We start from the raw sequence: 21,371 nt of genomic DNA, 5'->3' as shown, positions 1-21,371 counted from the left end.
CGCGGGTGGTGTGGTGGAGCGTGACGGTTCTTGCTGTCGTGCTGGTGCTCGGGGCGTTGGTGATGCCGAATCGTCTCTTCGCGGTTCAGGTGAACCAGTTCCTGCGGCTGCCGGGTGAGGCGATCATCGGTGCGGCCGTGCTGCTGGCGCTGCCGCGCCGGCCGCGGGTGGCGCTGGCGGCGCTGGCCGGCGCGGCGCTCGGGGCGCTGACCGTGCTGAACCTGCTCGACATGGGGTTCGTGGAGTACCTGGGCCGCGACTTCAACCTCGTCCTGGACTGGGGTCTGCTGGACGACGCCCAGTCCTACGTCGCGGACTCGATGGGCGGGACGGTCGCGCTCGTCGCGGCGATCGGCGTCGTCCTCCTCGTCGTCCTGGTCATGGTGGTCATGGCGCTGGCGACGGTCCGGCTGAGCGGCATCCTGGTGAGCAACACCCGGCAGGCGACCCGGGGCACGCTGATCGCGGGCACCGCCTGGATCACGTGCTCCGTGCTCAGTCTGCAGTACGCCGGGATGCCGGTCGCCTCCGACCGGGTCGCGCACACGGTCGCCTCGGAGGCGCGGCGGGTGCGCGACACCCTGCGGGACGAGGCCGCGTTCGGCAAGGAGGCCCGCGCCGACGCGTTCGGCGCCACCCCCGCCGACCAGCTCGTGCCGGACCTGCGCGGCAAGGACATGATCTTCACGTTCATCGAGAGCTATGGCCGCAGCGCCATCGAGGACCCGGTCATGGCGCCGGGCGTCGACAAGACTCTCGACGTGAGCACGCAGGCCCTGACGAAGGCCGGGTTCCACGCGAAGAGCGGCTGGCTGACGTCGGCGACGTACGGCGGCAGCAGCTGGCTCGGTCACTCCACCACGCTGTCCGGGCTGTGGGTCGACAACCAGCAGCGCTACCGCACGGTGATGGCGAGCGATCACCTGTCGCTGACGAAGGCGTTCAAGAAGACCGGCGCCTGGGACACCGTCGGGATCATGCCGGGTGTGCAGAAGGGCTGGCCGGAGCAGAAGTTCTACGGCCTGGACAAGGTCTACAACGCCTTCCAGATGGGTTACCAGGGACCGAAGTTCAGCTGGTCGACCATGCCGGACCAGTACGCCCTGGAGGCGTTCCAGCGGCTGGAGCACAGCCGCACGGACCGTGACAAGCCGCTGATGTCGGAGATCATCCTGACCTCCAGCCACCAGCCCTGGGCGCCGATCCCGAAGATGGTCGGCTGGGACGACCTCGGCGACGGCTCGGTCTTCGACGGCATCGAGAAGGCCGGCAAGAAGGCGTCCGAGGTCATCGCCAACAGCGCCAAGTCCAAGGAGGAGTACGGCAAGTCCATCCAGTACTCGGTGACCGCCCTCACCCAGTGGCTGGAGCGCTACGGCACCGACGACACCGTCCTGGTGTTCCTCGGCGACCACCAGCCCATAGCCCGGGTCAGCGGCAACAACGCCAGCCGGGACGTGCCGATCTCGATCGTCGCCAAGGATCCGAAGGTCCTCGACAAGATCGCCGCCTGGAACTGGACGGACGGCCTGAAGCCGGCCCACAACGCCCCGGTGTGGAAGATGAGCTCGTTCCGCGACAAGTTCCTGACGGCGTACGGGTCCACCCCGCACCCTTCCGGGAACTGACCCCGGCCGCCGGAACTGACCTCGGCCCCCGGAATCGGCCCCGTCCGCCGGAACCGGCCCCGTCCGCCGGGGCCGGTCTCAGCCGCCGGAGGTGTCCAGCTCCGCGTCCTCGCTGATCCCCGCGCAGTCGTAGGGGTCCTTCAGCCAGCCGTCCGGCAGGACGACCCGGTTGTTGCCTGAGGTGCGGCCGCGGGGGCCGTCGGCGCCGGTGGGCCAGGGCTGGTCGAGGTCCAACTCGTCCAGCCCTGCGCGCAGTTCCGCCAGCGAGGAGGTGATGGCGAGGCGCCGCCGCATCTCGGAGCCGACCGCGAAGCCCTTCAGGTACCAGGCGACGTGCTTGCGGAAGTCGATGACCCCGCGCGCCTCGTCGCCGATCCACTCGCCGAGCAGGGTGGCGTGCCGGACCATCACCTCGGCGACCTCGCGCAGGGGCGGCTCACGGAAGTCGTCCCGTCCCTCGAAGGCAGCCACCAGGTCGGCGAACAGCCACGGCCGGCCCAGGCACCCGCGCCCCACGACCACCCCGTCGCAGCCCGTCTCGCGCACCATCCGCAGTGCGTCCTGCGCCGACCAGATGTCGCCGTTGCCGAGGACGGGGATCTCCGGGACGTGCTCCTTGAGCCGGGCGATGGCGTCCCAGTCGGCGGTGCCGCCGTAGTGCTGGGCGGCCGTACGACCGTGCAGCGCGATCGCCGTGACGCCCTCCTCGACGGCGATCCGGCCCGCGTCGAGGTAGGTGATGTGGTCGTCGTCGATGCCCTTGCGCATCTTCATCGTCACCGGGAGGTCGCCGGCGCCCGACACCGCCTCGCGCAGGATCGCCCGCAGCAGGTTGCGCTTGTACGGGAGGGCCGAGCCGCCGCCCTTCCTGGTCACCTTCGGGACCGGGCAGCCGAAGTTCAGGTCGATGTGGTCGGCGAGGTCCTCTTCCGCGATCATGCGGACGGCCTTGCCGACGGTGGCCGGGTCGACGCCGTACAGCTGGATCGAGCGCGGCTTCTCGGTCGCGTCGAAGCGGATCAGCTGCATGGTCTTCTCGTTGCGTTCGACCAGCGCCCGGGTCGTGATCATCTCGCTGACGAACAGGCCTTTGCCACCACTGAACTCCCTGCACAGGGTGCGGAAGGGCGCGTTGGTGATCCCGGCCATGGGGGCCAGGACGACGGGCGGCCGGACGGCGTGCGGGCCGATCTGCAAGGGGGACACGGGCGTGGGCATTGCCCCATTCTCACGCACCGGACGAAGTGCCGCGAAAATCATTAGTTAGCCGTACTATTCACGCATGTCTGAGCTCAGCCCTCGACGACGCCTCCTCGTCCTCGCGATCTGCTGCATGAGCCTGCTGATCGTGAGCCTCGACGTCACCGTCCTGAACGTGGCGCTGCCCGCGATGCAGCACGACCTGCACGCCACGACCGCCGGCCTGCAGTGGACGATCGACGCATACACGCTGGTGCTGGCCGCGCTGCTGATGCTGGCGGGCTCGACCGCCGACCGGATCGGCCGCAAGAAGGTCTTCATGGCCGGCCTGGTCGTGTTCTCGCTGGGCTCGCTGCTGTGCTCGCTCGCGCCGAACCTGGAGCTGCTGATCGCGGCCCGCATGGTGCAGGCGGTCGGCGGTTCGATGCTGAACCCGGTCGCCATGTCGATCATCACCAACACCTTCACCGACCCGCGCGAGCGCGCCCGGGCGATCGGCGTGTGGGGCGCGGTGGTGGGCATATCGATGGCCGCGGGCCCGCTGCTGGGCGGCCTGCTGGTGGAGTCCGTGGGCTGGCGCTCCATCTTCTGGCTCAACCTGCCGGTCGGCCTGCTGGCCCTGCTGGCCACCCTGCGCTACGTCCCCGAGTCCCGCGCGTCGAAGGCCCGCCGTCCCGACCCGGTCGGCCAGCTGCTGGTCATCGTCCTCTTCGGCTCCCTGACCTACGCGATCATCGAGGCGCCGGAGGCGGGCGCGGCCACCAGCGGTCCCTTCGCGGCCGTCGCCCTGGTCGCGCTCCTCGGTCTCCTGCGGTACGAGCCCCGACGCGCTGAACCCCTCATCGACCTGCGGTTCTTCCGCTCGGCCCCGTTCAGCGGGGCTACGGTCGTGGCGATCAGCGCGTTCGCCGCGCTGGGCGGGTTCCTGTTCCTGTCCACCCTGTATCTGCAGAACGTGCGCGGCCTGGACGCCCTGCACGCCGGTCTGTGGATGCTCCCCATGGCCGTGCCCATGTTCCTGTGCGCGCCGCTGTCCGGGCGGCTGGTCGGCACCCGGGGGCCACGCCTGCCCCTGCTCATCGCGGGCGTCGCGATGACGACGAGCGGCCTGCTGTTCGCCGCCTTCGACGCTGAGACGTCCGATGGGACGCTGTTCCTCGGGTATGTGCTGTTCGGGGTGGGCTTCGGTTTCGTGAACGCGCCGATCACGAACACGGCGGTGTCGGGCATGCCGCGCAGTCAGGCGGGGGTCGCGGCGGCCGTCGCCTCCACCAGCCGCCAGCTCGGTCAGACCCTGGGCGTCGCGGTCGTCGGCGCGGTCCTGGCGGCGGGCGTGAGCACCTCGTCGTACCGCGAGACCTTCGTCTCCGCCGCGGTCCCCGGCTGGTGGATCCTCACCGGCTGCGGCCTGGCCGTCCTCGTCCTGGGGGTCGTCACCACAGGTCCCTGGGCCAGGCGTACGGCGGAACGGGCCGCCCAGCGCCTTCAGGCCCCGGAGATCCGGGAGGCGACCAGCATCAAGGCGTGAGCGCGCCCTGGGCGAGCGCGTGCAGCTTCTCCAGGCGCTCACGGGTCTTCTGGTCCGCGGGCACGTAGGTCACCATGCGGGCTCCGTGGTCCGGGTTCAGCCACAGGTCGGTGTGGGTGACGGTGAGGAGGCCGACGTGGGGGTTGCGGAACTGCTTGGTCTTGCCGCGGGACCACACGACCTCGTAGCGCTCCCAGTTCTCGCGGAACTCCGGGGACTCCGTCTGCAGGCGCTTGACCAGCATCTTCCAGGCCGGTTCGGAGAGGTGGCCGGCCATGGAGGCCCGGAGTTTCGCCGCCATCAGGCGCATGGACTCGTCGAGGTGGACGACCGACTGGCGCCACTGCGGATGGGTGTGGATGAGGATCATGCAGTTGCGGTCCTCGGGCGGCACGGCGTCGAGGTCGCACAGCAGGTGGGCGTAGGTGCGGTTGTAGGCCAGGATGTCGTAGCGGCTGTTCTGGACGCAGGCGGGCAGCGGGTCGAGCTGGTCGAGCAGCGTGCGGACGGCGTCGGAGATGCCGGTGCAGGAGGAGGCCGGGGTGGGGTCCGTGGAGCCGGCGAGCTGGAAGAGGTGGGCCCGCTCGCTCGGGTCGAGCTGCAAGGTGCGGGCAAGGGCGTCCAGGACCTGCACCGAGACATGGATGTCCCGGGACTGTTCGAGCCAGGTGTACCAGGTGACGCCGACCGCCGAGAGGTGGGCGACCTCCTCGCGCCGCAGTCCCGGCGTGCGGCGGCGCGTTCCGCGTGGGAGGCCGACCTGTTCGGGCTTGATGCGCTCGCGGCGACTGCGCAGGAAGGCGGCCAGTTCGTGCCGCCGGACCTCCGAGCCGACGGTCTCACGGGCCGGCGTCCCGGTGGGCGTCCCCGTGTGCGTCCCGGTGGGCGTCTCGTAGGCCATCGTCGTCATGCCTCCAGCGTGCCGCCGTCCGGACCCTGTTGCCAGGTACTCCTTGTACCAGGATAAGGACACTCTGGTACCCGGCTGAGGGGCGGCGCAAGCTCGACGGCGTGACCGAGACAACGACTACCACCACGACTACCACCACGGCCGCCGCCCAGACCAGCGCCACAACCACCGCCACGACCGCCGGCCCACCGGGCGACCGCACTTCGGCACCGGCCCACGCCCTCGGCTCCCTCGGGCTGTTCACCGTGCTGCTCGGCGCGGCGCTGCCCCTCATCGACTTCTTCATCGTCAACGTCGCCCTGCCCACCATGGGCCGGGACCTCGCCGCGAGCGAGTCCGTCCTCGAACTCGTCGTCGCCGGGTACGGGCTCGCGTACGCCGTGCTGCTCGTCCTCGGCGGCCGGCTCGGCGACCTGTTCGGCCGGCGCCGGCTCTTCCTGGGCGGCATGGCGGCCTTCGGCCTGACCTCGCTGGCCTGCGGGCTCGCGCCCGACGCGTGGTCGCTGGTCGCGGCGCGGGTCGCGCAGGGCGCGTCGGCCGCCGCCATGGTCCCGCAGGTGCTCGCCACCATCCAGTCCTCCACCGAGGGAGCCCGCCGCGCCAAGGCCATGAGCCTCTACGGGGCCACGGCCGGGCTGTCGATGGTGGCGGGCCAGATCCTCGGCGGGGTGCTGGTCTCGGCGGACATCGCGGGCAGCGGCTGGCGTTCGGTGTTCCTCGTGAACGTCCCGGTCGTCGTCGTGGGACTGTTCCTCGCCGTCCGCACGGTCCCCGAGACCCGCTCCCAGCGCCCCGAACCGGTGGACGGCCCCGGCACGGCCCTGCTCGCCGTCGCCCTGCTGACGCTGCTCGCCCCGCTCACCGAGGGCCGCGCGGCGGGCTGGCCGCTGTGGACATGGCTGTCCCTGGCAGCGTTCCCGCTGGTCGCAGCGGCCTTCTACGGCGTCGAGCGCCGCGCCGACCGCAACGGCCGTACCCCGCTGATCCCCCCGAGCCTGCTCGAACTCAGCACGCTGCGGCGCGGTCTGACGCTCATGGTGCCGTTCTCGGTCGGCTTCAGCGGGTTCATGTTCGTCGTGGCGGTGGCCCTGCAGAGCGGGGCGCGCCTGGGCCCGGTCCAGGCCGGTCTCGCCCTGGCCCCCATGGCGGTGGCCTTCTTCGTCGCCTCGCTCGCCGGGCCGCGGCTGGTGACCCGGTTCGGGGCGCGGGTGGTGACGGCGGGGTCGGTGCTCCAGGGCGTCGGAATCCTCCTGATCGTGCTGACCGTGCGCGCCGACTGGCCGGACCTCGGCTTCGTGGAGCTGCTGCCGGGCGCGGCGGTCGCCGGTGCTGGGCAGGCGCTCCAACTGCCCGTCGTCATGCGGATCGTGATGTCCGAGGTGCCGCCGGCCCGCGCGGGCGTCGGCAGCGGCGTGATGGTGACCACCCAGCAGACGTCGCTGGCGCTGGGCGTGGCCACGCTCGGCACGCTGTTCCTCTCCCTGGTCCCGGGGATGGGCATGCGCGACGCCCTGGTGACCACACTGGCCGTGCAGTTGGCCGGGGTGGTCGTGACGGGGCTGCTGAGTCTGCGGCTGCCACGCAAGGTGGGCTGAGTGCGGCGGCGTTCGGGAAGGCTCGGACAACGCGTGGGGCCGGAGTACAGCGCCCGATCAGGTGTGACACCTGCGGCCGGCGCAAGGCGGCGCAGGTCCTGCCCTGGCTGAAGGCGCAGGAGTACCTCGCCGAGGCGCACCAGGCGAGGTGGACCCTACGGAGGGTCGCGACCCGCGATGACTTCCGGCCGTCCGGGGAGTCGTAGCGGTGAAGCGAAGGACTCTCCAGGACTCGCACCGGAAGGCCGGCCATGAGCAATCTGCACAGGACCTTGCGACAGTACGTAAACGACGGCACCGTCCCGGGGGCGGTGGGCCTGGTGGCCCGCGGAGACGACGTGGAGGTGGTGACCGTCGGCGCGCAGGACGCCGACGGCACGGCCCCGATGACCCGGGAGTCCCTCTTCCGCATCGCCTCGATCACCAAGCCGATCACGGCGGCGGCGCTGCTGACGCTGGTGGACGACGGCACGGTCGGCCTCGACGCGCCGGTGACCGAGTGGCTGCCGGAGCTCGCGGAACCGATGGTGGTCCGTACGCCGTCCGCGCCCGTGGACGACCTGGTCCCGGCGGCCCGTCCGATCACGGTCGAGGACCTGCTGAGCTCGCGCCCCGGCTGGGGCTTCCCGTCGGACTTCTCCCTGCCGGCCGTGCAGGCCCTCTTCGCCGTGCAGCAGGACGGCCGCTTCCCGCAGGCCTATCCCGACCCGGACACCTGGCTGACGGACCTGGCCCGGGTGCCTCTCCTGCACCAGCCGGGCGAGGCCTGGCTGTACGGGACGGCGTCCGATCTGCAGGGCGTGCTGATCGCGCGGGCGTCGGGCCGCAGTCTGCCCGAGTTTCTCGCGGAGCGGCTGTTCGAGCCCCTCGGCATGAAGGACACGGCGTTCGAGGTCCCGAAGGAGAAGCGGGGCCGTTTCACCACCGCGTACCGTCCCGACGGCGTGGGCGCGCTGGAGGTGTCGGACACCCCGGACGGCGAGTGGAGCAGCGTGCCGCGCTTCCCGTCGGGCGGCGGGGGCCTGGCGTCGACGGCCGACGACTGGCTGGCCTTCGCCCGTCTCCTGCTGAACGCGGGCGAGGCCGGCGGCCGCCGCCTGCTCTCCCGCACCTCGGTGAGCCGTATGACGGCCAATCACCTGACGGCGGCCCAGCGCGACATCGGCGCGCTCTTCATGGAGGGCCAGGGCTGGGGCTACGGCGGCCAGGTCGATGTCTCCCCCGTCGACCCGTGGAACGTGCCGGGCCGCTACGGCTGGGTCGGCGGCACCGGGACGACGGCCCACATCGTCCCGCAGACGGGCACCGTGACGATCCTGCTGACCCAGGTGGCGATGGAGAACCCGACCCCGACCCCGCTGATGCGGGACTTCTGGCGGTGCACCGCCAGGTAGTCCAGGTAGTCCAGGTACTACGGAGTAAGGCGGAGCGGGTCAGTGGCAGTGGCCGTGCCGGCCGAGGGTCTGAACGGGGGTCGCGCCGGGACGGGTCCACTGCGGCACGGGCCGGCTGGTCGGGCCCCAGGTCGGGTTCCCGTCCGCGTCCGAGCGCCAGGACCAGCACGCGCTGCCTCCCTCGGGCCGGCCCTCGGGGTTGTCCTCCCATGCCTCGCCGCGACCGTAGGGCGTCATGTCGAGCAGGCCCAGGGACCCGTTGACCCGCTCGTTGCCGCGGCCCGTCGTGGAGTAGGTGAGGAACACGCGGTCGCCGTCGCGCAGGAAGCAGGTGAGATACCCCATGCTGCCGCCGGCCGGTCCGTCCACGCCCCGTACCGAGTACCAGGGCTGGGTGTAGCCCATGAACTCGACGTAGGAGGCGACCTCGTCCCACGGGCCCGTGGTCAGCACGGCGAACGACACACCGCGGGCGTTGAGGTAGACGGCGTCCTTCAGATGCCAGGCCGTGGTGGTGCAGCCCTCGCACTGCCCCTGGTGCGGCGCGCCGTCGTACCACATGTGCTTGTAGACGACGAGTTCGTCACGGCCCTGGAACAGGTCGAGGAACGGGACCGGGCCATCGGGTCCGACGACCTCGACCGTCCCGTCGAACTCCACCATCGGCAGCCGGCGGCGGGCCGCGGCGATCGCGTCGCCCTCGTGGGTGTGGGCCTTCTCCCGGACCAGCAGCTCGTCACGCGCGGCCTGCCAGGCAGCCAGGTCGACGACGGGCGGGCGGCCGGGCGGTGCGGTGGTCGGGTCGTCTGGGGCGGTCGGGTGGTCTGGGGTGGTCGTCATCGCGTCCTCCGGGGTGTCTCGTACCGGGCAGCGTCGTACGACGTCCTACGACGCACACCACAACAGACTCGCGCCCCGGCCGAAACTCATCGGACCCGCAGCCCCTGCAGCAGGAGGTCCACCAGGGCCCGGAAGTCGTCCTGCGACCCCGGCCGTTCCCACTCCTGGAAGTAGACGGGGTCGTGGAAGCGGGCGGTGGCCTGGAAGACGGCGCGGGCGGTGGTCGCCGGGTCGGGAGCCGTGAACGCGCCCGTCGCCACGCCCGCCTTGATGATCCGGGTCAGCTGGCCGGTGAGGTCGTCGAGGTGTTCGCCCACCACCGAGCCGCTCTCGCCGGTCAGCACCATGTATGTGGCGAACAGCTCGGGGTCGCCGCCCGCCTTGCGACGCTTGGCCTCGTACAACGCCGCGAGCCAGTCGCGCAGCCGGGTCTCCGGGTCGCGGGTCTCGTCGGCGGTGATGCCGGAGAGAGTCTCGGACGTGTGGTCCAGCCACCGCTTCGTGACCGCCTCACGCAGCGCCGCCTTGGTGCGGAAGTGGCGGTAGACGCTGCCATGACTGACGCCGAGCGCGCGGGCCACGTCGACCACGGTGGCCTTGGCCGGGCCGTGGCGGCGCAGCACCTCCTCGGTCGCTTCGAGGATGCGCTCGGCGGTCAGGGTCTCGGTGGTCGGTGGCATGCTGAGACCGTACCCGGACGCAGTCAGCGCTCGCTGTCGAGGTGCGCCATGGCGGCGGCCGCGTACCTCTCGCCGGCCGCGGCGTCGGCGGGGACGGCCGCCTCGATCGCGGCGAGGTCGTCGGCGTCCAGTACGACGTCCAGCGCGCCCAGCGACTCCGCGAGCCGCTCCCGGGTGCGGGCGCCGACCAGCGGCACGATGTCCTCGCCCTGCGCCAGCACCCAGGCGATCGCGATCTGCGCGACGGAGGCACCCTTCTGCTCGGCGATCTTCCGCAGCGCCTCGACCAGGCTCAGGTTGTGCCGGAGGTTGTCGCCCTGGAAGCGGGGCGAGTGGGCGCGGAAGTCGTTCGCCGCGAGCTGCCGGTCGGCGGTGAAGTGACCGGAGATCAGCCCGCGCGACAGGACTCCGTACGCGGTGATCGAGATGCCCAGCTCACGGGTGGTGGGCAGGATCTCCCGCTCGATACCGCGGGTGACCAGCGCGTACTCGATCTGGAGGTCGGCGATCGGCGCGGTGGCGGCGGCCCGGCGGATCGTCTGCGCGCCGACCTCGCTCAGGCCGATGTGCCGGACGTACCCCTTCTCGACCAGTTCGGCGATCGCGCCGACCGTCTCCTCGATCGGTACGGCCGGGTCGAGCCGGGCGATGCGGTAGACGTCGAGGTGGTCGACGCCGAGGCGCTGGAGGGAGTAGGCGGCGAAGTTCTTCACCGCTGCCGGACGGCCGTCGTAGCCGCTCCAGCTGCCGTCCGGGTCGCGCAGCGCGCCGAACTTCACGCTGATCTGCGCCTGCTCGCGGCGGGCGGCGGGCGCGGTGCGCAGGGCTTCGCCGATCAGCATCTCGTTGTGGCCCATGGCGTAGAAGTCGCCGGTGTCCAGCAGGGTCACGCCGGCCTCCAGAGCGGCGTGGATCGTCGCGATCGACTCGGCCCGGTCCGCGTCGCCGTACAGCGCGGACATGCCCATGCAGCCGAGGCCGAGGGCGGAGACCTGGGGGCCGGTGGTGCCGAGGGTGCGTGTGGGGATCGTCATACCCAACAGCATGGCATGACAGCTGACAGATTTCAATATCTGTCAGTCGTCCGGTCGACAGGCCGGAGGTCCCGAGGACAATGAGAGATGTCGGCGTGCAGTCACCTCGGCGGCGCCTGCCGCCGGCCAGCGGCAGCTCCCCGCGCCGCCATGGAGGCCGCCATGAGCATCCGCATCGCCACGTTCAACATGGAGAACCTCTTCCGCCGGCCCACGGCGTTCCGCATCCCGGACCCTGTGAAGCGCAAGGAGATCCTCGACGACTTCGCCACGCTGGTCGGCCTCCTCGACCTGCCGGTGTACTCGGACGGCGACAAGACGAAGATCGCCGGGCTCATCAAGAAGCACCGGGCGTACGACATCGACCCGACGAACCCGCCGCCGATCTACGTCAACCAGTCCCGTCCGGGCAAGGAGTCGGGGCTGTTCAAGACATCGGGGTCGGGAAAGAACACCACCGTCGAGGTGACCGCCAAGGGCCGTGCCGCGTGGGCCGGTTGGGCCGAACTCGGGCAGGACGACTTCGACCTGGACGCGGTGCGGAACACCGGCCGGGTGGTCTCAGAGGTCGACGCCGACATCCTGCTCACCGTGGAGGTCGAGGACCGACTCACCCTGGAGCGCTTCAACACGCAGGTCCTCGCGGGGGCGCTCGGCAGACGGCCGTACCCCTACAGCCTGCTGATCGACGGCAACGACAGCCGGGGCATCGACATCGGGATCCTCAGCCGTCACCCGATCACGTCCATCCGCTCCCACATCTTCGACACCAACCCGGAACGCCCCGACCAGCGGCTCTTCAGCCGCGACTGCCCCGAGTTCGAGATCCGGCTCAACGGCACGCCCCTGGTGATCCTCGGCAATCACCTGAAGAGCAAGTTCCAGGACGATCCCGAACTGCGGCTGGCACAGGCGAAGCGGGTCGCGGAGATCTACACGGCGGCGCGGGAGCGCTCCCCGCACGTCATCGTCGCCGGGGACCTCAACGACGACCCCGACAGCGACGCGGTCACGGTGCTACGGGACACCGGCATCCACGACGTGATGAGCCACCGCACCTATCGCGGGCTGCCCGGCACCCACGGCGACTGCAAGAGCGAGCGGAACAAGATCGACTATCTCCTGCTCGCGCCGGAGCTGTGGCGGGAGGTGCAGCACGTCGGCCTGGAGACCCGTGGAATCTTCGCGGACGACATCAAGTCCTTCGACACGGTGACCTCGAAGGGCAACGAGGCGTCCGACCACGCGGCGCTCTACGCGGACGTCGACCTGTAGGCCCCGACGAACGCCCCCCAGGCCTCCGCCCCGAAGACGAGCACACCCCGGGCGGGGGCCTTGCTGTCCCGGACGGGGACGAGGGGGAGGTCGGCGGCGACTTCGAGGCATGCGCCGCCGTCCTGGTTGCTATAGCTGCTCTTGCGCCAGGTCACGTCGCTCAGGTCAATGGCTCGCATGGCGCTTCCTCCAGCATCCGTTCGATGAACTGCCGCGATTCGTCCGGGGATAGGGCCACATCGCGTACTCGATCGTATCGGAGCTGAAGGCGTTCGACTGCTGTTGTTTCCTGGACCAGTTCGCCCGAGTAGCCGGTTTCCACCCAAGCCACGGTCTGGCCGTCCGAGCCTCGCAGAAAAATGGTGTCGGTGTTCGTCAGCCCGTGAAGGCCGGCAGACAGCGGCAGCACCTGGAGGGCGACGTTGAGGCGGTGCCCCATCATGCCCAAGTGCTCCAGTTGAGTTCGCCACTCCTCGGGATCCTCAAGTGGGGTACGCAGCACCGCCTCGGAGAGGATGGCGCGGAACTGAAGCGGGTTCTCCCGCAGCAGGACCTCGCGCCGACCCGTGCGCGCCTCGACCTGCGCCCCCAACTCGTCCCCCTTGAGCCCACCCTCCCTGAGCAACTCGCGTGCGTACTCCGGAGTTTGAAGCAACCCGGGAAGAACGCACGGCGAGTACTGCCACATACTCACCGCCTCCGCCTCCAGCACCATGTACCGCCGATACCGCTCCTTGAACTGCGTCGGGTCCGCCATCGCCAGCTCCCACAGAGCCAACAGCAGCCCCGGTGTCCCGTAGTACTGATCGAGCGCCTGGACGACCTCGGGACTCCCCAGTGTGTGACCCGTCTCCAGCTTTCCGAACAGGGACCAGTCCCAGCCGACCTTCTCGCCCAGTTCCCGCAGGCTGTCTCCCTTCCCGCCCCGGAGTAACCGCAATTCCTCCGCGAACCGCTGCCTGGGCTCCTGACTCCGGCCTGTGATCACTCGCCTCGGCGGCATCGCGTCCTCCGTGGAATTTGTGGAATTTACGCCGCGGGGCGACGAAGAACCGCCCGCCAACGGCGTGCCGACCCCGCTCGAAGGCCATCGTGTCAACAACCCCCACCACCCAGAGTATCCCAACCCTCACATTTCGTAGGGAAGTTGGGTAAAAGGAGCGGACGACATGCAGCACGAACCCGGCACTCTCCTCTACGACCCGGCCACCGACAAGGTCGGCGAGTATCAGGACCGGTCCGGCCCCTACGCGATGCTGCGGCCGGTCGGCGGCGGCCGGGAGTGGCAGGCCGACCCCACCGCGCTGCGCCCGGCCACCACCCAGGAACGACTCAGCGCCGGCGTGCGTGCGGCGAACCAACGGGCGCGTACGGACGCGCCGTTCCTCGTCGACATCGGCGCCCCCCGCCCGCCCGTGCCGACGCCCGACTGCGCCGAGTGCGTCGACCTGGCGGCGCGACGGGCCGACGCCCGCGCCACGCACGACTACAGCGCGGAGACCGACGCCAACGTGCTGCTGCGCAGCCACCAGCGGCGCGAGCACCAGGACTGACATCCGGTTGACGAGGCAACCAACAGCCGTCCCACACACCCGGATTGCAGCCCCATCCACCTGGGCCTACGGTCGAAAGGGAGGGGTTCGCACATCCGGACTTCTCGACGGAGGCTCGCCATGTCGAGCTTTGACGACAGTGCGGGACGGGTGATCGCCGGCCGCTACCGGCTGATGAGCAGGATCGGCGTCGGCGGCATGGGACGGGTCTGGCTCGCCTACGACCTGGAGCTGGCCTGCGAGGTCGCTGTCAAGGAGATCGTCTTCGCGCAGGACCTGCCGGAGCCGGAACTCGCCGCCCGCGTGGCCCGGGCCCGCAGCGAGGCGCGCATGGCCGCCCGGCTGCGTGACCATCCCCACGTCGCCACCGTGCACGACGTCGTCGAGGAAGACGGTCTGCCGTGGATCGTCATGGCGTACGTGCCCGGCGCGAAGACCCTGGAGGAGATCGTCCGCGAGCGAGGCCCCCTGGACGCCCCGGAGGCGGCCCGGGTCGGCCTCGCCGTGCTGGACGCCCTGCTGGAGGGCCACCGGCTCGGGATCCTCCACCGTGACGTCAAACCGGCGAACATCCTGCTGACGCCGCCCGCCCACGACACCCCGCGTCACCAGGGCCACGGCCAGATCCTGCTGGCGGACTACGGCATCGCCCTCAAGCCCGACTCCCGCGAGCCCCGGCTGACCGCCGCCTCCGGAATCGTCGGCACCGCGGGCTTCCTCGCGCCGGAACGGGCCCGTGGCGCGCCGCCGAGTGCCGCGTCCGACCTGTTCTCGCTCGGCGCGACGCTCTATTTCGCGGTCACCGGGAACGGCCCGTTCGACCGCGACTCGGAGGCCTCCACCCTGACCGCCCTCCTCTTCGAGGACCCCGCGCCCCCGCAGCACGCCGGTGGGCTCGTCCCCGTATTGACCGGCCTCCTGGCCAAGCGCCCGGAGCAACGGATGGACGGCGAGGAGGCCTATCGCAGACTGGCAGAGGCGGTGGAGCCGACGGAGAAGAGGACGGTCCCCCCGCCGACGGTCCCCCCGCGCCCTCCACCCGGGCCACGGGAAGAGACCGTGGTGGTCCCCCGCCCCGACCGCACGGACGGTCCCCCACCGGAGCCCCCGCCTCCGCCGTGGTTCCACAAGCCCCGCAGATCCCGCGGCGGCCTCATCGCCCTCCTCGCCGTCGCCGCGCTGCTCATCGGCGGCGGGGTGTGGGCGGGTACGTCCCTGACGAGCGGGGGCGGAGCCGGTGGCACGAACACCCCGAGTCCGACCGGGCCCGTGCGGTTGTACGGCGAGAACGTCGACCTGACGAAGCAGCTGAAGCCCGGCGACTGCGTCTCGGCGGTCTGGGGCCAGGGGACGCTCAGGGGTGAGCCGAATTCCGTCGCGGTCGTCGACTGCGTGAAGGCACCCGACAGAGTGGACGGTCAGGTGATCAAGACGGACGAGGCCACATCCGCGGACGACGCGAAGCAGAACGGCCCGAGCCACTGCAAGACGCTCCTCGCCGACCTCGTGCACTCCATGGCCGACGCCCAGTCCTACGCCCTCGTGCCCAACGAGCAGGGCTGGGACAGCGGGGTGCACCGAACGGCCTGCCTGGTCTTCAACAAGACCGCCCCCCTGTACGGCCCGGCCGGCGCCTTCCGCCACACCGGCGCCGAGACCTATCTGACCAACAGCTCGGTCGGGGACTGCATCAACAACAAGGCGGCCCCGGGCAACACCGCGCATCAGTACCTCGCCGGCTGCGCAGCCCCCCACGACGAGCAGGTGATCGGCTTCGTGCGGACGCCCGACGGCATGACCTACAAGTCCGCCTACGACCAGTTGCAGAAGCTCTGCTCGAACAAGTACGCCTCGGCCTATGCGAAGAACCCCGGCGAGGACCTGGACGCCTGGATAACCGAGACCGACTACAACAACGGCTTCCGCTACGTGATGTGCACCGTGTACCGCCCCGACGGCAAGAAGCTGACGGGAGACCTCACATCCCCCGTCAGCTTCTCCGGCTTCTCCGGCGTCTTCGGCCTCGCCCCCCTAGCGGAGCGCTACGCGCCGATCAGACGCCCCGCGAGGTAGCCCTCGATCTGGTCGAGGGACACCCGCTCCTGCTTCATCGAGTCCCGCTCGCGCACGGTGACCGCGTTGTCGTCCAGCGTGTCGAAGTCGACCGTCACGCAGTACGGCGTGCCGATCTCGTCCTGGCGGCGGTAGCGGCGGCCGATGGCACCGGCGTCGTCGAACTCGATGTTCCAGTTCTGGCGGAGGGCGGCCGCCAGACCCTTGGCCTTCGGGGACAGCTCCGGGTTACGGGACAGCGGCAGGACCGCGACCTTCACCGGGGCCAGACGGTGGTCCAGGCGCAGGACCGTCCGCTTCTCCAGCTTGCCCTTGGCGTTGGGGGCCTCGTCCTCGACGTAGGCGTCGAGCAGGAACGCCAGCAGCGAGCGGCCGACGCCGGCCGCGGGCTCGATGACGTACGGCGTCCAGCGCTCGCCGGCCTCCTGGTCGAAGAAGGAGAGGTCCTGGCCGGAGGCCTTGGAGTGAGCGTTCAGGTCGTAGTCGGTGCGGTTCGCGACGCCCTCGAGCTCACCCCACTCGCTGCCGCCGAACTGGAAGCGGTACTCGATGTCGGCGGTGCGCTTGGAGTAGTGGGAGAGCTTCTCCTTCGGGTGCTCGTACCACCGCATGTTCTCTTCACGCAGGCCCAGGCCGGTGTACCAGTTCCAGCGCTGCTCCATCCAGTACTCCTGCCACTTCTCGTCCTCGCCCGGCTTGACGAAGAACTCCATCTCCATCTGCTCGAACTCGCGGGTGCGGAAGATGAAGTTGCCGGGCGTGATCTCGTTGCGGAAGGACTTGCCCATCTGGGCGATGCCGAACGGCGGCTTGCGGCGCGAAGTGGTCTGCACCTGGGCGAAGTTGGTGAAGATGCCCTGGGCGGTCTCGGGGCGCAGGTAGGCGATGGAGCCGGTGTCCTGCGTGGGGCCGAGGTGGGTGGAGAGCAGACCGGAGAACTGCTTGGGCTCGGTGAACTGGCCCTTGTTGCCGCAGTTGGGGCAGTTGATGTCGGCCATGCCGTTCTCCGGCAGGCGGCCGTGCTTGGCCTCGTAGGCCTCTTCGAGGTGGTCCGCGCGGAACCGCTTGTGGCAGGAGGTGCACTCGGTCAGCGGGTCGGAGAAGGTGGCGACGTGACCGGAGGCCACCCAGACCTCGGGGGCCAGGATGACGGACGAGTCGATACCGACCACGTCCTCGCGCGACGTGACCATGTAGCGCCACCACTGGCGCTTCAGGTTCTCCTTGAGCTCGACACCCAGCGGTCCGTAGTCCCAGGCGGCACGCTGTCCGCCGTAGATCTCACTGCAGGGGAATACAAAGCCACGGCGCTTGCTCAGGCTGACGATGGTGTCGATCTTGTCGGCGGCCACGGTGCTCTCTTCATAACGACGACGGGCGACGAAGCGAGATGCTTCCAGCGAAGACTTCAGGGTACCGGCGGGTCCTCCCCCTCGACCAAATCGGTGGTCGTTCGCGGGGGCCATACCGCAGCCCTTCGGGGCTTACCGGGCCCTTACGCTGACCTCACCCGAATCCTTGTTGACAACGGTTTCCATATTTGTTGAAAATGACTGTCATGAACGCACGACGACTCATATCCGGCACCGCGGTCGCCGCGGCCACCGCCCTCGGCCTCGGCACCCTGTCCGCCTGCTCCTCCGACAGCGCGGCCGCGGCCAACACGGACAAGTTCGACGTCGTCGCGTCGTTCTACCCGATGGCCTTCCTCGCCGAGCAGATAGGCGGGGCCCATGTGCACGTCACCAGCCTGACCGAGCCCGGCCAGGAGCCGCACGACCTGGAGATCAGCGCCAAGCAGACCGCCGCGCTCCAGGAGTCCGACGCGGTGCTCTACCTGAAGAACCTCCAGCCCTCCGTCGACTCCGCGGTGTCCCAGTCCGAGATCAAGACCAAGATCGACGCCGCCTCCCTCACCACGATGGAGAAGCACGGCAACGAGGTCGGCGGCCACGCGGCCGAGCACGACGACCACGAGAACGAGGAACTGGCCGGCCTCGACCCCCACATCTGGCTCGACCCGGTCCGCTACTCCCAGGTCGCCCAGGGCGTCGGCAAGGCCTTCGAGAAGGCCGACCCGGACCACGCCGCCGACTACAAGGCCAACACCGCGGCCCTCGTGAAGAAGCTCGACGCCCTGAACACGCAGTTCAAGACCGGGCTCGCGAACACCGGGACCAAGGTCTTCGTCACCACCCACGCCGCCTTCGGCTACCTCGCCGAGCGCTACGGCCTGACCGAGGAGGCCATCACCGGCCTCGACCCCGACTCGGAGCCCAGCGCCGCCCGCGTGAAGGAGCTTGAGAAGATGGCCAAGGCCGACGGCGTCACGACCGTGTTCTACGAGACGCTCGTCAGCGACAAGACCGCGAAGACCATCGCCTCCGACGCCGGGCTGAAGACGGACGTCCTCGACCCGATCGAGGGCATCGTCAAGGGCAAGTCCAGGGGCACGGACTACTTCTCGGTCCAGGAGGCCAACCTCAAGGCGCTGCAGACGGCCCTGGGAAGCAAATGACCAGTACGGAGGACGACGACATGGCCGAGCCCGTCATCGCGATGCGCGAAGTCCGCGCGGACCTGGGCTCGCGCCCCGTTCTGCGGGGCGTCGACCTCACCGTGCGGCGCGGTGAGGTCGTCGCCCTGCTCGGCGCCAACGGCTCCGGCAAGTCGACGGCGGTGCGCAGCGTGATCGGCCAGGTGGCGATCGCCGACGGCGAGATCGAGCTGTTCGGCACCCCGCGCCGCCGGTTCCGGGACTGGGCGCGGATCGGCTACGTCCCGCAGCGCACGACCGCCGCCGGCGGCGTCCCGGCCACGGTGACGGAGGTCGTCTCCTCGGGCCGCCTCTCCCGCACCCGCTTCGGCGTCTTCCGCAAGGCCGACCGGGAGGCCGTACGGCACGCCCTGAAGCTCGTCGGCATGGCGGACCGCGCCAAGGACAGCGTCGACGCCCTCTCCGGCGGCCAGCACCAGCGCGTGCTCATCGCCCGCGCCCTCGCCTCCGAGCCCGAGCTGCTGATCATGGACGAGCCGATGGCGGGCGTCGACCTGGCCAGCCAGGAGATCCTGGCGCAGACACTGAAGTCGCAGGTCGCGGCGGGTACGACCGTGCTGCTCGTCCTGCACGAACTGGGTCCCCTGGAGCCGCTGATCGACCGGGCGGTGGTGCTCCGCGACGGCTGCGTCCTGCACGACGGGCCGCCCCCGCAGGCCGTCGGCCAGCACGCCCTGCCCGGCCACGACCACGTACACCCGCACGCACCCGCGGGCGCCGAACCGATCCGTACGGGACTGCTGAGCTGATGGACTTCCTGAACTACGCCTTCATGCAGCGGGCGCTGCTCGCCGCGATCCTCGTCGGCATCACCGCCCCCGCCGTCGGCATCTACCTCGTCCAGCGCCGTCAGGCCCTCATGGGCGACGGCATCGGCCACGTCGCGATGACGGGCGTCGGCCTCGGCTTCCTGCTGTCCTGGTCCCCGGTGTGGATGGCCACGGCGGTCTCCGTCCTCGGCGCCGTCGTCATGGAACTCATCCGCTGGTACGGCAGGACCCGCGGCGACATCGCCCTCGCCATGCTCTTCTACGGCGGCATGGCCGGCGGCGTGATGTTCATCAACCTCGCGCCGACGGGCTCCAACGCGAACCTGACGTCGTACCTCTTCGGCTCGCTCTCGACCGTGTCGGAATCGGACGTCACCGCGATCTGCCTGCTCGCCGCCTTCGTGGTCCTGGTCACCCTCGGCCTGCGCCGCCAGCTGTTCGCCGTCAGCCAGGACGAGGAGTTCGCCCGGGTGACGGGCCTGCCCGTGCGCGCGCTGAACCTGCTGACGGCGATCACGGCGGCGGTGACGGTGACGGTCGCGATGCGGGTGGTGGGCCTACTGCTGGTGTCGGCCCTGATGGTCGTCCCGGTGGCCGCCGCCCAGCAGCTCAGCCGCAGCTTCGCCGCCACCTTCGCGATCGCCGTCGCCATCGGCGTGACGGTGACCATCAGCGGCACGGTGACCTCGTACTACCAGGACGTCCCGCCCGGCGCGACGATCGTGCTGCTCACCATCGCCGCGTTCGTCGCGCTCAGCGTGCTGGCCGCTCCGCTGGCCCGCCGCCGCGCCCGCGCACTGGCGGCGGTGCAGCCCGCCGGGGACCCCGCCGAGTGCGCGATTCCGGCCACCAGGAAGGCCGGGGACGGGATCGGCGTCTGACCGCGCACACGCCGGACTGGCACAATGGCCCGGCAAGCCGCAGATGTGAGGAGGCAACGGTGACGACCGCTGGACCGCCCGTGAAGGGCCGTTCCACCCGGCAGCGTGCCGCCGTGGCAGCGGCGCTCGACGAGGTCGACGAGTTCCGCAGCGCCCAGGACCTGCACGACATGCTCAAGCACAAGGGCGACTCGGTCGGCCTGACCACGGTCTACCGCACCCTGCAGTCCCTCGCCGACGCGGGCGAGGTCGACGTCCTGCGCACCTCCGACGGCGAGTCCGTGTACCGCCGCTGCTCCACCGGCGAGCACCACCACCACCTGGTCTGCCGCGTCTGCGGCAAGGCCGTGGAGGTGGAGGGCCCGGCGGTGGAGAAGTGGGCCGAGGCGATCGCCGCGGAACACGGCTACGTCAACGTGGCCCACACGGTGGAGATCTTCGGCACGTGTTCCGACTGCGCGGGGGCCTCCAGCGGCTGAGCGGTGCGCGGGCGGTGTGCGGTGAGCCCGGGGTGACGGTCCCCGGGGGCTGCCGCCCCCGGGCCTCCGGTGACTACGAGGTGGTCGGGTTCCCCGCGATGTCCCGCTCCATGGCCAGGAGTTCCTCGTTCGGGACGGCGCCGCCGAAGCGTCGGTCGCGGGAGGCGAACTCCACGCACGCCCGCCACAGGTCGCGGCGGTCGAAGTCCGGCCACAGCACGTCCTGGAAGACCATCTCCGCGTACGCGCTCTGCCAGAGCAGGTAGTTGGAGGTGCGCTGCTCGCCGCTCGGCCGCAGGAACAGGTCGACGTCCGGCATGTCCGGGTAGTACAGGTACTTCGCCAGGGTCTTCTCGGTGATCTTGGACGGGTCCAGCCTGCCCGCCTTGACGTCCTCGGCGAGCGCCTGCGCGGCGTCGGCGATCTCCGCGCGGCCGCCGTAGTTCATGCAGAAGTAGAGCGTGAGCCGGTCGTTGTCCTTGGTCTGCTCCTGGGCGATCTGGAGCTCCTTGGCGACCGACTTCCACAGCTTGGGCATCCGGCCCACCCAGCGGACGCGGACGCCGAGCTCGTCGAGCTGGTCACGGCTCTTGCGGATGAAGTCGCGGTTGAAGTTCATCAGGAAGCGCACCTCGTCGGGCGAGCGCTTCCAGTTCTCGGTGGAGAACGCGTACAGCGAGATGTTCCGCACGCCCATCTCGACCCCGCCCTGCAGCACGTCGAGGACCTGCTCGGCGCCGACCTTGTGGCCCTCGGTGCGCGGCAGGCCGCGCTGCTTGGCCCAGCGGCCGTTGCCGTCCATGACGATCGCCACATGCTCGGGCACCAGCTCACCGGGGAGCTTCGGCGGCCGCGCGCCGGACGGGTGCGGCTCCGGCGTCCTGTACTCCCGACGCTGCCGGCCCAGGAACCCGCGTACCACCATGTGTCTCTCGTCTCCTCTGCTGCCTGTTTCTCTGCGTGCTGTTTCTCTG

At 70.4% G+C, this 21,371-nt stretch carries 20 protein-coding genes; 11 read left to right on the top strand and 9 right to left on the bottom strand.

The window, feature by feature from the left end; genetic code table 11:
* Positions 1 to 20: 20 nt before the first annotated feature.
* A complete protein-coding gene (locus tag B5557_RS30130) occupies positions 21 to 1,628 on the top strand; it encodes a CDP-alcohol phosphatidyltransferase (protein ID WP_443031286.1) in 1,608 nt (535 codons plus the stop codon).
* 78 nt (positions 1,629 to 1,706) lie between these two features.
* Here B5557_RS30130 and dusB read toward each other — a convergent pair whose 3' ends face one another.
* Positions 1,707 to 2,846: a tRNA dihydrouridine synthase DusB gene (gene dusB, locus B5557_RS30125; protein WP_079662403.1), complete on the bottom strand. Its 1,140-nt coding sequence runs from the start codon at positions 2,844 to 2,846 to the stop codon at positions 1,707 to 1,709.
* Between the two features lie 64 nt (positions 2,847 to 2,910).
* On the opposite strand from dusB, the gene B5557_RS30120 reads away from it, so the two are divergent.
* Positions 2,911 to 4,356: an MFS transporter gene (locus tag B5557_RS30120; RefSeq protein WP_079662402.1), complete on the top strand. Its 1,446-nt coding sequence runs from the start codon at positions 2,911 to 2,913 to the stop codon at positions 4,354 to 4,356.
* Here the strand turns inward: B5557_RS30120 and B5557_RS30115 are convergent.
* Entirely contained in the window at positions 4,346 to 5,266 is a 921-nt protein-coding gene (locus B5557_RS30115; RefSeq protein WP_079662401.1) for a helix-turn-helix transcriptional regulator, read from the bottom strand. The genes B5557_RS30120 and B5557_RS30115 overlap by 11 nt on opposite strands.
* A 101-nt stretch (positions 5,267 to 5,367) precedes the next feature.
* Between B5557_RS30115 and B5557_RS30110 the strand changes: the two genes are divergently transcribed.
* A complete protein-coding gene (locus B5557_RS30110) occupies positions 5,368 to 6,861 on the top strand; it encodes an MFS transporter (RefSeq protein ID WP_079662400.1) in 1,494 nt (497 codons plus the stop codon).
* A gap of 251 nt (positions 6,862 to 7,112) precedes the next feature.
* On the top strand, positions 7,113 to 8,255 hold the full coding sequence (locus tag B5557_RS30105) for a serine hydrolase domain-containing protein (protein ID WP_079662399.1): 1,143 nt from the start codon (positions 7,113 to 7,115) through the stop codon (positions 8,253 to 8,255).
* A 39-nt stretch (positions 8,256 to 8,294) separates the two neighbouring features.
* On the opposite strand, the gene B5557_RS30100 is transcribed toward B5557_RS30105, so the two are convergent.
* From B5557_RS30100 to B5557_RS30090, 3 genes are all read right to left on the bottom strand, one after another.
* Complete coding sequence (locus B5557_RS30100; RefSeq protein WP_079662398.1) at positions 8,295 to 9,095, bottom strand: DUF899 domain-containing protein; 801 nt, start codon at positions 9,093 to 9,095, stop codon at positions 8,295 to 8,297.
* A gap of 86 nt (positions 9,096 to 9,181) precedes the next feature.
* Positions 9,182 to 9,775 (bottom strand): TetR family transcriptional regulator, encoded by a 594-nt coding sequence (locus tag B5557_RS30095; protein ID WP_079662397.1) that lies wholly within the window; start codon positions 9,773 to 9,775, stop codon positions 9,182 to 9,184.
* A 23-nt stretch (positions 9,776 to 9,798) separates the two neighbouring features.
* Entirely contained in the window at positions 9,799 to 10,809 is a 1,011-nt protein-coding gene (locus B5557_RS30090) for an aldo/keto reductase (protein WP_079662396.1), read from the bottom strand.
* Between the two features lie 162 nt (positions 10,810 to 10,971).
* Here B5557_RS30090 and B5557_RS30085 point away from each other — a divergent pair, with 162 nt between their 5' ends.
* Entirely contained in the window at positions 10,972 to 12,084 is a 1,113-nt protein-coding gene (locus B5557_RS30085; RefSeq protein ID WP_079662395.1) for an endonuclease/exonuclease/phosphatase family protein, read from the top strand.
* Here the strand turns inward: B5557_RS30085 and B5557_RS30080 are convergent.
* Positions 12,063 to 12,263 (bottom strand): DUF397 domain-containing protein, encoded by a 201-nt coding sequence (locus B5557_RS30080; protein ID WP_079662394.1) that lies wholly within the window; start codon positions 12,261 to 12,263, stop codon positions 12,063 to 12,065. The genes B5557_RS30085 and B5557_RS30080 overlap by 22 nt on opposite strands.
* A complete protein-coding gene (locus B5557_RS30075; protein ID WP_079662393.1) occupies positions 12,245 to 13,087 on the bottom strand; it encodes a helix-turn-helix domain-containing protein in 843 nt (280 codons plus the stop codon). Before B5557_RS30075 ends, B5557_RS30080 begins: the two co-directional genes overlap by 19 nt.
* Before the next feature lie 166 nt (positions 13,088 to 13,253).
* Between B5557_RS30075 and B5557_RS30070 the strand changes: the two genes are divergently transcribed.
* The gene (locus B5557_RS30070; protein ID WP_079662392.1) at positions 13,254 to 13,637 is read left to right on the top strand and encodes a hypothetical protein; all 384 of its coding nucleotides are present in this window, start codon (positions 13,254 to 13,256) and stop codon (positions 13,635 to 13,637) included.
* A 120-nt stretch (positions 13,638 to 13,757) separates the two neighbouring features.
* A complete protein-coding gene (locus tag B5557_RS30065) occupies positions 13,758 to 15,710 on the top strand; it encodes a serine/threonine-protein kinase (RefSeq protein WP_079662391.1) in 1,953 nt (650 codons plus the stop codon).
* Here the strand turns inward: B5557_RS30065 and B5557_RS30060 are convergent.
* The gene (locus B5557_RS30060; protein WP_079662390.1) at positions 15,680 to 17,062 is read right to left on the bottom strand and encodes a glycine--tRNA ligase; all 1,383 of its coding nucleotides are present in this window, start codon (positions 17,060 to 17,062) and stop codon (positions 15,680 to 15,682) included. The genes B5557_RS30065 and B5557_RS30060 overlap by 31 nt on opposite strands.
* 206 nt (positions 17,063 to 17,268) lie before the next feature.
* Here B5557_RS30060 and B5557_RS30055 point away from each other — a divergent pair, with 206 nt between their 5' ends.
* Genes B5557_RS30055 through B5557_RS30040 form a run of 4 tightly spaced genes read left to right on the top strand, consistent with a single transcriptional unit; the run spans position 17,269 to position 20,397 of the window.
* Positions 17,269 to 18,228, top strand: coding sequence for a metal ABC transporter substrate-binding protein (locus tag B5557_RS30055; RefSeq protein WP_079662389.1), 960 nt, complete (start codon positions 17,269 to 17,271; stop codon positions 18,226 to 18,228).
* 20 nt (positions 18,229 to 18,248) lie between these two features.
* A complete protein-coding gene (locus B5557_RS30050) occupies positions 18,249 to 19,016 on the top strand; it encodes a metal ABC transporter ATP-binding protein (RefSeq protein WP_079665086.1) in 768 nt (255 codons plus the stop codon).
* Positions 19,016 to 19,918 carry a metal ABC transporter permease gene (locus B5557_RS30045; protein ID WP_079662388.1) on the top strand — a complete coding sequence of 301 codons (903 nt, stop codon included), beginning with the start codon at positions 19,016 to 19,018 and terminating at the stop codon, positions 19,916 to 19,918. The genes B5557_RS30050 and B5557_RS30045 overlap by 1 nt, the downstream gene beginning before the upstream one ends.
* Before the next feature lie 59 nt (positions 19,919 to 19,977).
* Positions 19,978 to 20,397 (top strand): Fur family transcriptional regulator, encoded by a 420-nt coding sequence (locus B5557_RS30040; RefSeq protein WP_079662387.1) that lies wholly within the window; start codon positions 19,978 to 19,980, stop codon positions 20,395 to 20,397.
* Between the two features lie 73 nt (positions 20,398 to 20,470).
* On the opposite strand, the gene B5557_RS30035 is transcribed toward B5557_RS30040, so the two are convergent.
* Entirely contained in the window at positions 20,471 to 21,322 is an 852-nt protein-coding gene (locus tag B5557_RS30035; protein WP_079662386.1) for an isoprenyl transferase, read from the bottom strand.
* Positions 21,323 to 21,371: the final 49 nt, after the last annotated feature.

The sequence above is a fragment of the Streptomyces sp. 3214.6 genome (assembly GCF_900129855.1).
Lineage (GTDB): Bacteria > Actinomycetota > Actinomycetes > Streptomycetales > Streptomycetaceae > Streptomyces > Streptomyces soliscabiei.
The sequence above is the reverse complement of the archived record's forward strand: the minus strand, read 5'-3'. Positions and strand labels throughout refer to the sequence as shown.